General features: G+C 56.5%; 14 protein-coding genes and 1 pseudogene. 9 read left to right on the plus strand and 6 right to left on the minus strand.

Going from position 1 to position 14827, the window contains the following annotated elements:
- The first annotated feature begins 360 nt into the window (after positions 1-360).
- From FKCLFG_RS08790 to FKCLFG_RS08805, 4 genes and pseudogenes are all read left to right on the plus strand, one after another.
- On the plus strand, positions 361-1368 hold the full coding sequence (locus FKCLFG_RS08790) for a DUF2345 domain-containing protein (RefSeq protein ID WP_472612716.1): 1008 nt from the start codon (positions 361-363) through the stop codon (positions 1366-1368).
- On the plus strand, positions 1365-2597 hold the full coding sequence (locus tag FKCLFG_RS08795; protein ID WP_472612717.1) for a glycoside hydrolase family 19 protein: 1233 nt from the start codon (positions 1365-1367) through the stop codon (positions 2595-2597). Before FKCLFG_RS08790 ends, FKCLFG_RS08795 begins: the two co-directional genes overlap by 4 nt.
- A 10-nt stretch (positions 2598-2607) precedes the next feature.
- Positions 2608-3099 carry a hypothetical protein gene (locus tag FKCLFG_RS08800; RefSeq protein ID WP_472612718.1) on the plus strand — a complete coding sequence of 164 codons (492 nt, stop codon included), beginning with the start codon at positions 2608-2610 and terminating at the stop codon, positions 3097-3099.
- A 441-nt stretch (positions 3100-3540) separates the two neighbouring features.
- Positions 3541-3720: pseudogene (locus FKCLFG_RS08805) on the plus strand (IS30 family transposase); the annotation flags it as partial.
- A 124-nt stretch (positions 3721-3844) separates the two neighbouring features.
- Here FKCLFG_RS08805 and FKCLFG_RS08810 read toward each other — a convergent pair.
- The 4 genes from FKCLFG_RS08810 to cobT all read right to left on the minus strand — a co-directional run bounded on the left by FKCLFG_RS08810 (position 3845) and on the right by cobT (position 6796).
- Complete coding sequence (locus FKCLFG_RS08810) at positions 3845-4255, minus strand: PaaI family thioesterase (protein WP_472612719.1); 411 nt, start codon at positions 4253-4255, stop codon at positions 3845-3847.
- A gap of 85 nt (positions 4256-4340) precedes the next feature.
- On the minus strand, positions 4341-4907 hold the full coding sequence (locus FKCLFG_RS08815) for a histidine phosphatase family protein (RefSeq protein WP_472612720.1): 567 nt from the start codon (positions 4905-4907) through the stop codon (positions 4341-4343).
- A gap of 14 nt (positions 4908-4921) precedes the next feature.
- Entirely contained in the window at positions 4922-5740 is an 819-nt protein-coding gene (locus FKCLFG_RS08820; protein WP_472612721.1) for an adenosylcobinamide-GDP ribazoletransferase, read from the minus strand.
- A gap of 18 nt (positions 5741-5758) precedes the next feature.
- On the minus strand, positions 5759-6796 hold the full coding sequence (gene cobT, locus FKCLFG_RS08825; protein ID WP_472612722.1) for a nicotinate-nucleotide--dimethylbenzimidazole phosphoribosyltransferase: 1038 nt from the start codon (positions 6794-6796) through the stop codon (positions 5759-5761).
- A 184-nt stretch (positions 6797-6980) separates the two neighbouring features.
- Between cobT and FKCLFG_RS08830 the strand changes: the two genes are divergently transcribed.
- The gene (locus tag FKCLFG_RS08830; protein WP_472612723.1) at positions 6981-7838 is read left to right on the plus strand and encodes an alpha/beta hydrolase; all 858 of its coding nucleotides are present in this window, start codon (positions 6981-6983) and stop codon (positions 7836-7838) included.
- A gap of 295 nt (positions 7839-8133) precedes the next feature.
- Here FKCLFG_RS08830 and FKCLFG_RS08835 read toward each other — a convergent pair whose 3' ends face one another.
- Complete coding sequence (locus FKCLFG_RS08835; RefSeq protein ID WP_472612724.1) at positions 8134-9027, minus strand: LysR family transcriptional regulator; 894 nt, start codon at positions 9025-9027, stop codon at positions 8134-8136.
- 307 nt (positions 9028-9334) lie between these two features.
- On the opposite strand from FKCLFG_RS08835, the gene FKCLFG_RS08840 reads away from it, so the two are divergent.
- The 4 genes from FKCLFG_RS08840 to FKCLFG_RS08855 all read left to right on the plus strand — a co-directional run bounded on the left by FKCLFG_RS08840 (position 9335) and on the right by FKCLFG_RS08855 (position 13528).
- Complete coding sequence (locus FKCLFG_RS08840; RefSeq protein WP_472612725.1) at positions 9335-10384, plus strand: NAD(P)-dependent alcohol dehydrogenase; 1050 nt, start codon at positions 9335-9337, stop codon at positions 10382-10384.
- 193 nt (positions 10385-10577) lie between these two features.
- Positions 10578-11597, plus strand: coding sequence for an aldo/keto reductase (locus FKCLFG_RS08845; RefSeq protein WP_472612726.1), 1020 nt, complete (start codon positions 10578-10580; stop codon positions 11595-11597).
- A gap of 61 nt (positions 11598-11658) precedes the next feature.
- Positions 11659-13092, plus strand: a complete 1434-nt coding sequence (locus FKCLFG_RS08850) for an MFS transporter (RefSeq protein WP_472612727.1) — start codon at positions 11659-11661, stop codon at positions 13090-13092.
- 58 nt (positions 13093-13150) lie between these two features.
- A complete protein-coding gene (locus FKCLFG_RS08855; protein ID WP_472612728.1) occupies positions 13151-13528 on the plus strand; it encodes a hypothetical protein in 378 nt (125 codons plus the stop codon).
- 39 nt (positions 13529-13567) lie between these two features.
- On the opposite strand, the gene FKCLFG_RS08860 is transcribed toward FKCLFG_RS08855, so the two are convergent.
- On the minus strand, positions 13568-14818 hold the full coding sequence (locus FKCLFG_RS08860; RefSeq protein ID WP_472612729.1) for a putative Na+/H+ antiporter: 1251 nt from the start codon (positions 14816-14818) through the stop codon (positions 13568-13570).
- Positions 14819-14827: the final 9 nt, after the last annotated feature.

Below are 14827 nucleotides of genomic sequence, written 5' to 3' on the forward strand. Positions count from 1 at the left end.
ATGCCATTGTGCTTCAAGACCGGAGCACCGGAAGATGTCGACAAATTCGTTGTGCCGCTGACGCAACGGTTCTCGCCTACCCCGTTGTGTACCAGAGGTGGTCGGTGTGCCAGGTGCAGGCATCACTACTGAGCGCGACCATCGCATCAAAGTGCAATTCTCCTAGCAACGCTGTATTGCACCGAATGTCGGCGCATTGCATCATTGCATGATAAGTCGGGCAATGCGCCCGGTTCGGAAACGTCGGGTACCTAGGTGCGGGCTTCGAGCTGCGCTCGGATGCCTGGGGCGCGGGGCGATGGCGTGCTGTTGTCTTCTGCTGCCCGGCTGCAGTCGGGTGCCAGCGTTGCCAGTACGCAAATGGATGCGGCGGAAGCGGTTGCACAATTAAAAGGGGCGCAAGCGTTAAGCACGGCTTTGATCGATGCCGCCACGCAGCAAAAGGCGTTGTCGAGTGCCAACGCCCATCAGGCGCAGGCGGATTTCATCGGTGCCACCGATCCGCAGGATAAGGGCCTGCATCCGGCCAGTGTCAATGGCCAGTCGGCGCAGAAGGCGGCACATGGCAACCGCACGCTGGATGCAGCACAACCGGTGGAACGGTTCGCCGCGCCGATGGTACTGATGGCGTCCCCTGCGGCGATCAATTGGGCCAGCCCGGCGTCGACTGCGATCTTCGCTGGCGGGCAGCTGCAATGGACGAGCGGGACGGATACCCATTGGGCCGTAGCGGAGACGCTGTCGACCGTATCGGGGTACGCCTCCGCTTTGTTTACCCATGCAGGCGGGATTCAAGTCATTGCCGGCAATGGGCCGGTATCGCTGCAGGCGCATACCGATGCGCTGGAGATTCTGGCGGACCAGGCGGTGACGGTGGTCAGTGTCCAGGACTGTATCGAGATCAAGGCAAATCAGAAGATTACGCTGCAGGCCGGACAGTCCTCCGTCACGCTCGAAGGCGGCAATATTACGTTCGCTTGTCCAGGGTTGTTCTCGGTTAAGGGCGGTGTCCATGCGTTTGGGGGCGGGAGTAGTAAGACGGCGGGGTTCGCACCACTGCCGGGTGGCTTTGTCGGTGCCACACCTGACAAACAAAAATTTAGTCAGCAGATCGATGTAGGCAAGATGCTATATAACGATCCAGAATTGATCGGAGCGCATTATGAAATATGGACAAAAGGTGCAAAAGGTGCAAAAGGTGCAAAAGGCCAAATATTGGCCCAGGGCATAATTGATTCATCTGCCAAATCAGTACGTGTTTTTACTGAAATAGCAGAAGAACTGGAAATTATTGTTGGTGAGAATGAATGGGCTCCATACGTTCACAACGATAAAAATGATGCTGATTTAAGTGGTGGTGAACAATGAGTAACTGGAAAAACTTTTTCGATATATTCAACAAACCAAAGCCTACCCCTGTACCTGGCAAAATTATGATCAGTTTTGTGAATCGGTATTTGGAGCCAATGGACGGAATCAAATACAAAGTCGTATTTGAAGGTCAAGAAAAATCCGGGATAACTACTATTAGTCAGTATTCAGTGCAAATCGAGCCTAACAGAACAGGCTCAGTGAAGATTTATGCGTGGTCAAAGAAAAACAAAAGCTATAAGTTAATAGATACAGTTGTGCCGAAAATCGACCAACCGCAGCTTATATATGAGCGTATGAAGACTTTCAAGCACACTAGCCAAACGTATCCACACCCTGTTAGTTCGGCACCTGAAGAAAAACACCCGACAGCAGCGCCGCGCATGTCGTCCGAAGTGGCACCAGCACTTTCAACAGCTCAATACATTCCAGCACCCGGACAATCGCCAAAAGACAATCAAGGTGTTAATCCAAGCCAAGTATCGAATGCACGGAGAGAACCTGAACACCACACAGACAGACCGGTGCCGGATAAGATCACAGTAGATCAGCTTAAAAAAATATTTCCTGCTGCCTTGGGAGATTATCTTAAGAGTATCGCAGATGAATTAAATACAGATCTACCTAAATATAAATTAGATACGATCTTACGGCGGGCGCATTTTTTTGCACAAGTACGAGAGGAAGCTGGGGCATCATTGAAGGCAAATGAAGAAAATTTAAACTACAAATTAAGTGCATTGCATCCCTTTAGATATTACCGAATGCATCCTGTAGAAGCGCAACGAGACGCGCGCATTGATGATCCCCACAATAAGAAAAAACCTCTGCAATTAGCTAATCAGGAAGCTATTGCTAACCACGCTTATGGAGATAGAGAAGGAAACGGAGATGCATCAACAGGTGATGGCTGGAAATATAGAGGCAGGGGGATATTCCAACTCACATTTAAGAACAATTATTCTGCATTTGAAAAAGACTACAAAATATATTGGTCTGGGACAAGTCCTAATTTCGAAAGAAATCCAGAGAAGATAAAAGAATTTCCATACAATGTTCGTTCAGCTGTATGGTTTTGGCTATCCAATAAAATTTACAAAATTGCGGATAAAGGATCAACAAATGAAATTATTGAAAGTGTTACAAGTAAAATAAATTCTGGGAAGCTTCACCTAAGCCACCGACAAAATAATTTCAATAATTTAACCTACCCTGCCTTTAAATAAAAATATGAAAATGTCTCGCAATATTTCTTTACTATTGACATTTATATTATCGATGAGTACTGCTTACGCAGAATCTCAAACATCTAATTGTAATAAAAACGAAGAAATTTTATTTTCTTGCTCAACGGGAAAGAAAATAATTTCATTTTGTGCTTCCCCTAAAGGAAGCCATCCAGCTTATTTGGAGTACCGCTTTGGAATACCTAAATTAATTGAGTTAAGTTACAAAGTTGCAGAACATGATTCAGCTAATACATTTAGCCGTGCCGACGTGCTAGGCGCAAGTGGCTCATCGACAGAAATTTGGTTTAAAAATAATGGTGTTAGCTATGTTTTAGGCGACCCGGTTAAAGGAGACGCGACACTGGAAATTGTTAAGCAAAAAAAATTAATTACGCGATTAGTTTGTAAGAAAGATTTTTTTGGTGATACATCTATGCATTCTATACTTATTGACAATAAAAATTCTGAGGAATTTTTTAAACTATATGGAATCGAGTAATGATGTGTAGAATAATCGGATCGCTCTAAATTATTTATTAAAAATTAATTTATATTTTTAGAATAATGTTTATATATGACATAAAATTATAAGTATGTTCATGAAAATTAAATATATAAAAATATTTTTTAAAAATTCTACTATCTTTATCATCGGCGCGCTCGAACTCTAAGTGCAACATTTTTTATGAAAAGATGTTGCATGGCAAAAAAATGCAATCACATCACGCTGAAAGATCGTGCGTTGATTCAAACGCAGCTGCAGCAAGGATTCAAGGCGGCTATTCTTCCAGTCGCACCAACGTGCGCGCACGCTCGTGGCCGGCAATGCACTATGGGGCAAAGTCACAGATGGTTTGCAACAAGGTTTATCGCCCGAGCAGGTTGCCGGTACACTGGCGCGCATGAACGAGTCCGTCCGCTTGTGCCATAAAACCATTTCAGCCCCTGGGAACGCGGCCGCAACGAAAACACCAATGGTTTGGCCCGTCAGTACCATCCGAAGAAGACAAATTTCTAACTGGTCAGTTACGAGGAGGTGGCATCGATGCTGGACAAACCGAACTACAGGCCAAGAAAATGTCTGGGCTACAAAACACCCATGAAGTATTCTTCGCCTTGAAGATACTCCCGCTAAAAATTAGATACGGTTGCACTTTGTAGTTGAGTCTGCCTACCGATTCCCGCATATATTCATTGCGCCTTTAAAAATACATTATTCAGTATGTTTGAGCTACTTCACAAGATCACTTCGGCCACAACACCATCTGGGTACAGCGAAACAGCGCGATGGTTTTGCCGGCTTCGCTGGTGACGGTGGCGTCCCAGACTTGGGTGGTTTTTCCGAGATGGACCGGGCTTGCCTTGCAGTGGATGACACCGTCGCGGGCGGTGCCTAAGTGGTTGCTTTTGAGCTCGATCGTGGTAAAGCTTTGCGCACCTTGCGGCAGATTGGCGATGCAGCCGTAGCCGCAGCAGGTGTCGGCCAGCAGCACTACCGAAGCGGCGTGCAGATAACCGTTGGGGGCCAGATGATGCTGCTTGATCGCCATTCTGGCGTCAACCCCTTCATTATTGACGCTGAGGATTTCTACTCCGAGGTGGCCGGGCAGATAGGATTCTTGCATGTCGTTGAAGTGGAGCGCGTCTGTAGTCATGGCAGATAAGTAAAAGTTGCGGAACGGCCATTTTTACATGAAATGCCTTACCGCACCTGATCGCAGCGCTCTATCAAAAACCGGCCTACGGCCAGTCCAGCACGAATAGCGCGCCGTAAACGATTTGGTGCGCGCTGCCGGCGGCAACGGCGGCGATGTCTTCCATCGACCGGCCCGGTTGGCAAGCCAGCGATAGGCGAATGGTGCCGGCATGGCACAGCACGATTGCGGATTCAAACGGCAAGCGCGCCAGATCAGCATAAAAGGCTTGTACCCGCGTGGTTACCTGCAGCACGCTTTCGCCGCCGCCGGGGCGATAGTGGATCAGGTCTGCGGCCCAGGCGTCGATTTCACCCCGCGCAATTGCATCCCAGGCGCGCATTTCCCAATCTCCAAAATTCATTTCCGCCAGTCGGGCATCTAACTGCGGTGCAGCAGCGCCGCGTGCTGCGGATAATTGCTGCGCCAGCGTCGCGCAACGTAATAAAGGACTGCTGAAGATCGGCGTCGTCGGCGGCAACGCTTGCAGTTGCGGCAGCAATGCCGCCAGCGTTGTGGCTTGTTCCTGGCTGGATACTGTCAGATCGCTGCGGCCGTAGCACATATCAAGCGCACCTTCTGGTCGAGGATGGCGAATCAGATAAATGCGCATGGCCTAACTTCTGCTTATGCCACGACGGCCAGCAGGCCGAGATAAAACGCGACTTCGGCCACTTGCTGCACCGCACCCAGGCAATCGCCGGTATAGCCGCCGATACGCTGGACGAACTTGCGCGCCAGAAAAACCGTTACCAGCGCCGCACAGATTGCGCCGGCCAGCAGCGCTTGCCACGCGATCCAGCCGACCCAGCCTAACCCCAGCGCGATGGCCGCCGGCAGCGCAACTGTCAGCGCTGCAATCAAAAATTCGGCAGATGACATTTCTTGTGCTAACGGCTTGGCCTTGCCTTCTGCCTTTGCGTACTGCAGCCGCCAGATCAACGTAGTCGCCAATAGGCGCGACAAAGTGTGTCCCAGCAGCAGCGCAATCACGACACTCGCGCCCGGCAGGCTGGAGAGCAGCACGCATTTGAGCGCCAGCAACAGCGCGATGCCGATTGCGCCGTATGCGCCGACGCGGGAATCCTTCATGATTTCCAGCACCCTCTGCTGCGTGAGGCCGCCGCCAAAGCCGTCGCAGACATCGGCAAAACCGTCTTCATGAAAAGCGCCGGTCAGATAAATCCCGGCGATGGTCGACAACAGCACTGCCACCGCTTGCGGCCACAGCAGCGCCGACAACGCGTACACGGCGGCGGTAACTGCCGCCACCACCCAGCCGACGGCGGGGAAATAGCGCACCGCGTGCTGTAGCCAGTCTGGCTCAAACCCGACCCAGCGCGGAATCGGTATGCGCGTGAAGAATTGCAGCGCGATGAAGAACAGCCGCAATTGATGCAGGCAGCGATTAATCAAGCCTGGCGGCGGGTATGCAGTGGATGGCATCGGGAGGGATTTATTTCATTATTTCGTTTTTTCGCTGACCTGCGCCGATGCGAAAGTCGCCATCTGGCACAGGAAATTGGCCGCCGCTTGCAGCAACGGCAAGGCCAACGCAGCGCCGGTGCCCTCGCCCAGCCGCAAATCCAGCTGCAGCAATGGTTTGACGCCCAGATGGGCCAGCATGCGCGGGTGCCCGCCCTCGTTGGAGCAATGCGCAAACACGCAATAGTCCAGCAGTGCCGGTTGCAGCCGCGCCGCCACCAGCAAGGCCGAAGTGACGATAAAGCCATCGATCAGCACTGTCATGCGGCGTTCAGCCGCTCCCAGCATCGCGCCAACCATCATCGCGATCTCGAAACCGCCGAAAGTGGCGAGCACGTCCAGCGGCTCCTGCACGCCGGCGTGGAATGCGACCGCCTGCTCAATCACATCGCGCTTGTGTTGAATGCCGCCAGGGGCCAGACCAGTGCCGGCGCCGACGCAATCGGCTACCGGGATGCCGCTCATCTTGTGCATCAGCGCAGCGCCGGCAGTGGTGTTGCCGATGCCCATTTCACCGAAGCCGACCACATTGCCGTCCAGCGCAGCCACCAGCGCACGGCCGTGCTGCATCGCTTTCATACACTCGTCTGCGCTCATCGCCGCCTGCCGGGCGAAATTGCGGGTGCCAAGCGCAACTTTACGGTCGATCAAGCCGTCACGCGGCCCGAAATCGTGATTCACGCCGGCGTCGACGATCTGCAGCGCGCACCCGTTCTGGCGCGCAAAGACGTTGATGGCAGCACCTTGCGTCAAAAAATTCTCCACCATCTGCCACGTCACGCTTTGCGGAAAGGCTGAAATATTTTCCGCAGTGACGCCATGATCGGCGGCGAACACGATGATCGCCGGCTGGCGTATGGCCGGCTGCGTGGTCTGCTGAATCAGCCCCAACTGTTTGGCGAGCGCTTCGAGCAAACCCAGACTGCCGAGCGGCTTGGTCTTGTTGTTGATGGCGGCGTCCAACTGCGAAGACAGCGCGATATCGAAGGTGGAATTGATCTTGGCAAATGTTGACATGGAATGATGGGTGGTTAGTGATCCCGGTCGCGGCTGCGAACCGGGTTTGCTGTTAAGTAATACCGGCAGACGGCTAGTGTAGGCAAGCTGGGCAAGTGCGTCAAACTGCAAATACCGATGTGGCAATGCGTTATCCTTGCGGTCTTGAACCCTACACCGCCCTGGTCCCGACCAAACCCTTGCCATGAAAAACCCGACAGAATATTACACTCAGCAATACAACGCGCGCGCGATGATTCCCGAGCATTCCCGCATCTTTACCCGCTGGGTCCGCGATTCGGCCCATGTGCGACGCACCAAACTCGGCTTATACGACCTCCCTTATGGCGAGTCGGCCGGCGAACGGCTGGATTTTTTCCCGGCCACGCGGGGTGGCGCACCGCTGCTGGTATTCATCCACGGCGGCTGGTGGCGTTCGCTGGACAAAGCGAATTTCTCCTTCATCGCCCCGCCCTATCTGGAAGCCGGCTTGAATGTCGCGCTGCTCAATTACACGCTGGCGCCGCACGCTACCATCGAAGACATCACGCGCCAGCAGCTACGCGCACTGGCCTGGTTGTACCGGCGTGCCGAGCAATACGATTTCGACCCGCAACGGATTGTAGTTGTCGGCCATTCGGCCGGCGCGCATCTGGCGGCGATGATGATGGCGGCCCTCTGGCCGGCATTCGACCCGGAACTGCCGGCAGACCTGATCAAGGGCGGCGTGCTGCTGTCCGGCGTCTATGATCTGGACCCGCTGCTGCACGCCGATTTTGTCAATGCAGATTTGCAACTGACCGCACAGCGCGCCGCCCTGCTGTCGCCAGCCTGGCTGCCGCAAGCGCATCACACGCCTTTCCTGAGCGCGGTCGGCGGCGGCGAGTCGGATGAATTCAAACGGCAAAATGCGTTGATCGGTCAAACCTGGAAAGCCAGCCACCTCGGCAATATCGCGCTAGCCACCGAAAATCACCTGACCGTCTGCGACGCATTCGCGACGAACGGCCACCCGCTGTTCGAGGCGGTCGTGAAACTCGTGGCGGGACTGAAAGCGCGTTAAAAGAGGCTCAGGACGATTTGCAAGATTAAATACATGCCATTGTATTTTTATAATACGCAATTAAAATAAGCGTAAAACTGCATGTTTTACTGTATACCCCACTAAAAATTGTGCAGCAGCGATTCCTGCCAGACATCGCGGCGTGCAGTAGTCGCCGCTCTGTAATGCACATTCGACGAAGGTTGCATTGGCGGCAAATGCGCCAATGCAATCCCGGATTGATGGCGGATTCGAATGCGCCGGATTGCAACGGCCAACGATACCCTCGTGTTTGCCACTGGCAGCTGGCGCGGCGTCAAGCCCGGTAGCGCAGCGCATCAATCAGCAAAGCAAAAGCCGGCGAGGATTGGCGGCGGCTCGGATAGTAGAGGTGGTAGCCTGGAAAAGCCGGACACCATTCTTCGAGCACCCGCCTGAGATGTCCTTCGGCGATATGTTTCTGAGCCATATCCTCAGGTACGTAGGCCATGCCGAATCCGGCCAGTGCCGCTCTGAGGATCGGAGGACTGCTGTTAAATACCAACCGGCCTTGAACGCGCACGTTCAGTTCATGGCCGTCTTTCTCGAATTCCCAAGCATAAAGGCCGCCATAGGTTGGCAGCCGCAGATTAATGCAGTCGTGCGCCGCCAAGTCCTGCGGTGCCTGGGGCGGCGGCCGCTTTGAAAAGTAGGTCGGAGACCCAACCACGGCCATGCGCAAGTCCGGCGCGATGCGCACCGCGATCATGTCCTTGGCCACCTGATCGCCGAGGCGTACGCCGGCGTCGTAGCGCTCGGCGACGATGTCTATCAGACCATAGTTGACGGCGATCTCGACCTTAATGTCCGGATACTGCGGCAGGAATTGGGCCAACTTGGGCCAAAGGACGGTGTTTGCTGCATGCTCCGCAGCCGTGATGCGTATGTTGCCTGCTGGCTTGTCCCGAAGTTCACTTAAGGCTGCCACCTCAGCCGCAATCTCGTCGAGGCGGGGCGCCGCCGTTCTGAACAGGCGTTCTCCCGCCTCGGTGGGAGCAACGCTGCGCGTGGTCCTTGTCAGCAGGCGAAGCCCCAATCTTGCCTCCAAGCCACGGATGGTGTGGCTCAACGCCGACTGGGACACCCCAAGCTGCGCAGCTGCTCTGGTGAAGCTCCCTTCGCGTGCTACCGTGACGAAGGCAAGGAGATCGTTAAAATTTTCGCGCGCCATTCATGAATTCCACTCATAAGCCTATGCCGATTATATCGTCTTATCAAAGGCCACCCGACGCGGTAAAGTGAGCAGCCATGGGCACCCGCAAGCTCGCTCGTATGGAACAGAACGTCGCTGCGGCCGATATCGAACTGACAGCCGACGACCTCCGTGAGATCGAGTCAGCATATTCGAAGATCACGGGTACAAGGAGCGCGGCTTTCGGAAGACCGCATGAAGCTGATCGACCGCTGAGTTACGCCGGCGAGGCCAACAGGTGCCAGCACTGGCGCCCAATTCTAAACAGCATGAATGAGGAAAAACTATGAATGTACTTGGTTACGCCGCACACTCGGCCACGGACGACCTGGCCCCCTTTCGCTTCGAGCAGCGGCAACAGCGTGCAACCGACGTGGTCATCGAAATCCTCTACTGTGGCGTATGCCACTCAGACCTGCATAACGCGCGAAATGACTGGGGTAACACGATGTACCCGGTTGTGCCCGGCCATGAAATCATTGGTCGCGTGATCAGTGTGGGGGCGGATGTGGGGCGCTTCAAACAGGGCGACCATGTCGGCGTCGGTTGCATGGTCGACTCCTGCCAGCACTGCGCGGCGTGCGCACGCGGGCTGGAACAGTATTGCGACGAGTCCCCGACACTCACCTATAACGGGGTTGATCGTCACGACCACCTGCCGACTTTCGGCGGGTACTCCGAGAAGATCGTCGTGTCGGAAAAATTCGTGCTGAAGATTCCCGAAGGCCTGGATCTGGCGGCGGCCGCACCGCTGCTGTGCGCGGGGATCACTACCTGGTCGCCGCTGCGCCGCTGGAAGGTGGGCGCGGGCAGCAAGGTCGCGGTCATCGGCTTGGGCGGGCTGGGCCATATGGCGCTGAAACTGGCGAAAGGCCTGGGTGCCGACGTCACGCTGTTCACCCGCTCGCCTGGGAAGGAGCAGGATGCGCGGCGCTTGGGCGCGGACAATATCGTGCTGTCCACCGACGCAGAACAAATGGCTGCGGTGAAGGGGCGGTTCGACCTGATCATCGACACCGTGCCCTATGTTCACGATCTCAACCCGTATGTGCCGACACTGTCGCTGGACGGAACGCTGGTGCTGGTCGGCTACTTGGGTGAGCTTGATCCCATGCTGAATTCCGCTCCATTGGTGTTGGGGCGCAAATCGGTGGCGGGCTCGCTCATCGGCGGCATCGCAGAGACCCAGGAAATGCTCGATTTCTGCGGCAAGCACGGCATCACCTCAGACATCGAAGTGATCAAGATTCAGGACATCAACGCAGCGTATGAGCGCATGCAGAAGAGCGACGTGAAGTACCGCTTTGTCATCGATATGGCGTCGCTAAAGGGCTGATGGCGACAGCGGCCGGCGCGTAAGGAGAATTGGAAATGAATGCCGATAAGACTCTCACCGCCGCGCAACAGGCCTTCGGCGATGTGTGGGAACGTCCGCAGCTCTCGAAACGAATCGGTTGACCGAACGCGATGTCGGCCGTTGTGCGAGCAGCTGCTCGGAAGCAAGCAATCTTAGCAACCAGGAGTAACACATGGAATATCGCAGACTGGGCCGCAGCGGCCTGAAAGTATCTCAACTTTGCCTGGGAGCGATGATGTTCGGCGACCAGACCGACGAGGACACGTCCAGGGGCATAGTCGACAAGGCAAGGGAGGCCGGCGTGAACTTCATCGACACAGCCGACGCGTACAGCGGCGGCAAGTCGGAGGAGATCGTCGGCCGGGCGGTGAAGGCCGACCGGGATCGCTGGGTCATTGCCACCAAAGTCGGCTACCCGGTCGACTCCACGCTTCCAGGCGATCTGTCCCGCAAGTACCTGATGCGTGCCGCGGAGCAGAGCCTGCGCCGGCTCGGCACCGACTACATCGACCTCTATTACCTCCATCGCGACGATGCCACCACGCCGCTGGAAGAGACAGTGCACGCGCTGGCCGACCTGATCCATCAAGGCAAGATCCGCTATTTCGGTGTTTCAAACTTTCGCGCCTGGCGTTTGGCAGAAGTGGTTCGTCTTTGCAAGGAGTTCGGCATCGATGCGCCGGCGGCGAGCCAACCGCAGTACAACGCGATGAACCGGATGCCCGAGCTCGAACTCCTTCCCGCATGCGAATTTTACGGTGTCGGTGTGGTTCCCTACAGCCCCCTCGCCCGCGGTGTCCTCACGGGAAAGTACGCGAGCATCGACAAACTACCAGAAGGCAGCCGCGCCGCGCGCAATGACCGACGCACTTTGCAGACGGAGCTGCGGCCGGAGTCCATCCGACTAGCGCAAGAGATCAAAGCGCATGCAGACGCGCGCGACGGGAAGGTATCGCATTTCGCGCTCAACTGGGTGCTTAACAATGTCTTAGTGAATTCCGTCATCGCGGGGCCGCGTACCCTGGAGCAGTGGAAAGATTACCTGGAAGCGCTGAACACCCCGTTCACGTCGGAAGACGAGGCGCTGGTCGACAGACTCGTGCCGCCGGGACACCCGTCCACACCAGGGTTCACCGATCCACAGTACCCGGTGACGGGCCGGATCCCGCGGGCGGCCGCTTCCAACGGCTGAGTGCCGGTCGGCGTCGTAGTCGTCCGAGACCGCCCTTGCACGCATCCCACCAGGAGACGCCATGACAAACCGCGCATCCCTCCAGGCGTGCCTGCATGCCGGCACGCGCGTTCGCACTGCACCCGTGCTTGCCATCATCCTCGTCAGCTACCTGATGATCGTGCTCGACATCTCGATCGTCATCACAGCGCTGCCGAAGATCCGGGGCGGTCTCAACTTCTCGGACACCGGGCTTTCCTGGGTGCAGAACGCCTATACGCTCGCCTTCGGCGGCTTGCTCTTGCTCAGCGCGCGCGCCGGCGACATCCTGGGGCGACGCCGCCTGTTTGTCGTTGGACTGGCGCTCTTCACCGCCGCATCGCTCGCTATTGGTATGGCACAGTCATCTTCCTGGCTGATTTGCGCCCGCGCAGTTCAAGGTGTCGGCGCTGCGATCCTGGCTCCTTCGTCGCTGGCCTTGCTATCGACGAATTTTCGTGAGGGGCCCGAACGCACGCGCGCGGTCGCCTACTACGCCGCCACCGCCGGTGTCGGCGCCAGCATCGGCCTTGTCCTCGGCGGCGTCCTCGCGGACTGGCTCTCATGGCGCGTCGGGTTCTTCATCAACGTGCCGATCGGGATCGCCTTGGTGCTCGCCACGAAGCGCTATATCGCCGAGACAGAGCAGCATTCCGGCGCGTTCGACCTCGCCGGCGCGCTCAGCTCGACCGTGGGCATGACCTCGCTCGTCTACGGCATCGTCCGCTCGGCGACTGCCGGCTGGAGTGATGGCGTCACGGTCGCGACGCTCGCAGCGGGCGTCATGCTGCTTGTCCTGTTCGCTTTCATCGAATCGCGGGCACGGCAGCCGATCATGCCGCTGCGCCTGTTCGCGAGCCGCGAGCGCACTGCCGCCTACGCCGCCCGCCTCCTCTTTCTTGGCGCCATGGTCGGCTTCTGGTTCTTCACGACCCAGTTCCTCCAGGGTGTGCTCGGTTACCGCCCTTCCGAGGCTGGGCTGGCCTTCTTGCCGACGACCCTCCCCAACTTCGCGGCCGCCATCGCCACCCCGATGCTGACGAAGCGGATGGGCAACGGACGCGTGCTCGCAACAGGGCTCACACTTGCGCTGATCGGAATGGCCTGGCTCAGCCGCGTCTCGGTCGACACGGCCTACCTCACTGGCGTCGCACTGCCGATGATCTTGATCGGCATCGGCCAAGGCCTTTCGCTCGGCCCGCTGACCGTCGCAGGCGTCGCGGGGGTCGCCGCCGAAGACGCCGGTGCTGCCTCCGGGCTCGTGAATGTCGCTCACCAGCTCGGCGGATCACTCGGATTCGGCGTGCTCGTGGTCGTATTCACGGCCGCCGGCAGCGGCAGGCTCGACGTCGGGGAGATACTCGCGCATCAAGTTGCGGCCGCGCTCACCGCCGGCACGGCAATGATGGCCATCGCCCTTGCAATTGTTTTTGCCTTGATCGTCCGGCCCCGAAGGGCCGGGAAAACCAGTCACTAAATCAAAGAACCAAAATGCAACTGCCGACTGCGGCTGCCATGCCGCTTTCGCCGGTCGCTTGCACGTTCGCCCAAACATACGAAGTAAGAGCAACACCAGCGACGCCAGCACCGCAATCGAAAACAGCTCCGGCGTGCAATCGGCACGAGGAGCGCCACCGCCACCATCCGCCTCTAGCGGCGAGTCCGACAGCAGCGCCAGTTCTGCAAGCACAATCTACGATGCGGCCGACACCAATCAGGATGGCGAGGTCAGCATGCAGGAATTGCTGGCATCGCTGCAAGCCGATAGCAGCACCGACAGCACATCCTCCACCGACACGGAAGACAGCAATGCCGCTGTCAAGAAGATGGTGATGCAGTTGTTAGAAGCATACGGAAAATCTGAGCAGGATTCGACCCAATCGCAGACTAACGGGATTTCGGTAACGGCTTGATGTCCGGCTCCCAACGGGCCCGGACGCGACAAGAACCGGCTACAGCAGGAAGAAAAGCGCCGCCACCATCGTTGGCAATAGTGCGCCCAGCAACAGGCCACCGGCTCCGATAGACGCATCATTGAAGCCGCTGCGCAGCAATGCCACGCCGGCAGGGTTGGGGGCGTTTGCAATTACGGTGAGGCCGCCGCCGGCCACAGCGCCGGCAACCAGCATGTATTTGGCTTGATCGGACATGCCCTCGATCAATGAACCCAGATAAGTCAGCGCCGCATTGTCGGTAATGGCGGTCAATCCCAGTGCGCCAAAGAACAGCGCAGTCGGTTCAAGGCTGGAGACAATCGGCTGCAGCCACCACTGTTGCAGCCCTCCCAGAACCACCAAACCGGCAAGAAAGAAACCGACCAGCAGGCCCTCTTTCAGGATCAGCGGGTTTTGATATTGTGCGTAGGCTTGGGTGAATCCCATGAAGAAAAGAAAAAGCCCGACGAACACCACCGGATGATGCGCAAAGATAACGACGGCGGCCAAAAAAGAGAGATGAATGGCACGCACCAGCCATGGCACTGCGATTTCCGTATCGGCAGCGCGATCCTGTTTTGCGTTGGCGACATGACTGCGTAACAAAAAGGTGATGACGGTCGCGTTGATAATGACCGAGAGGCAGGCTTTCCAGCCAAAATGGGTTGCCATGAAAAGGCTATCCCATTGCCAAGTGGCTGCCACCATCAGTACCGGCGGTGCGGCAAACGAAGTTAAGGTGCCGCCGATGGATATGTTCACGAAGAGCACGCCGAGAGCGCCGTATTTCAGCCATTCAGGAATCCCTTGCCGAAAAACCTGCGGCGCTAAAATAAGCGCAGCCAGCGTCATGGCGGCAGGCTCCGTAATCAGCGAGCCGATCAGCGGCACCAGCGCCAAACCAAGCCAGACACTGGCGACAGCCGAATTCACCGGAACCAGCGCCGCGATCGCGGCCACCAGGCCCTTCACCGTTTCTAAAACCGGCCGCGACGCCGCCACTACCATGACGACGAACACGAACATGGGTTCCGTATATTGGCGCGATTCTGCGTATTCAATGGCCTCGGTTCCGCCCACGGCCAGCGCCATGATGACAAGTAGGATAAAGGCCCAGAATCCGAAAACCACTTCGATTTCGCCCAGCAGATGAAACAAGCCGGCATGTTTGGGATGATGATCGACAAGACGTCCGAAGTATTTTGCGGCAAAGGTATGAACCAATGCGATAGCGAAAACAACGGCCGCAATAATATTGATGTTGTCCATTTTTCTCTT

It is taken from the genome of Gelidimonas denitrificans, from assembly GCF_055694065.1.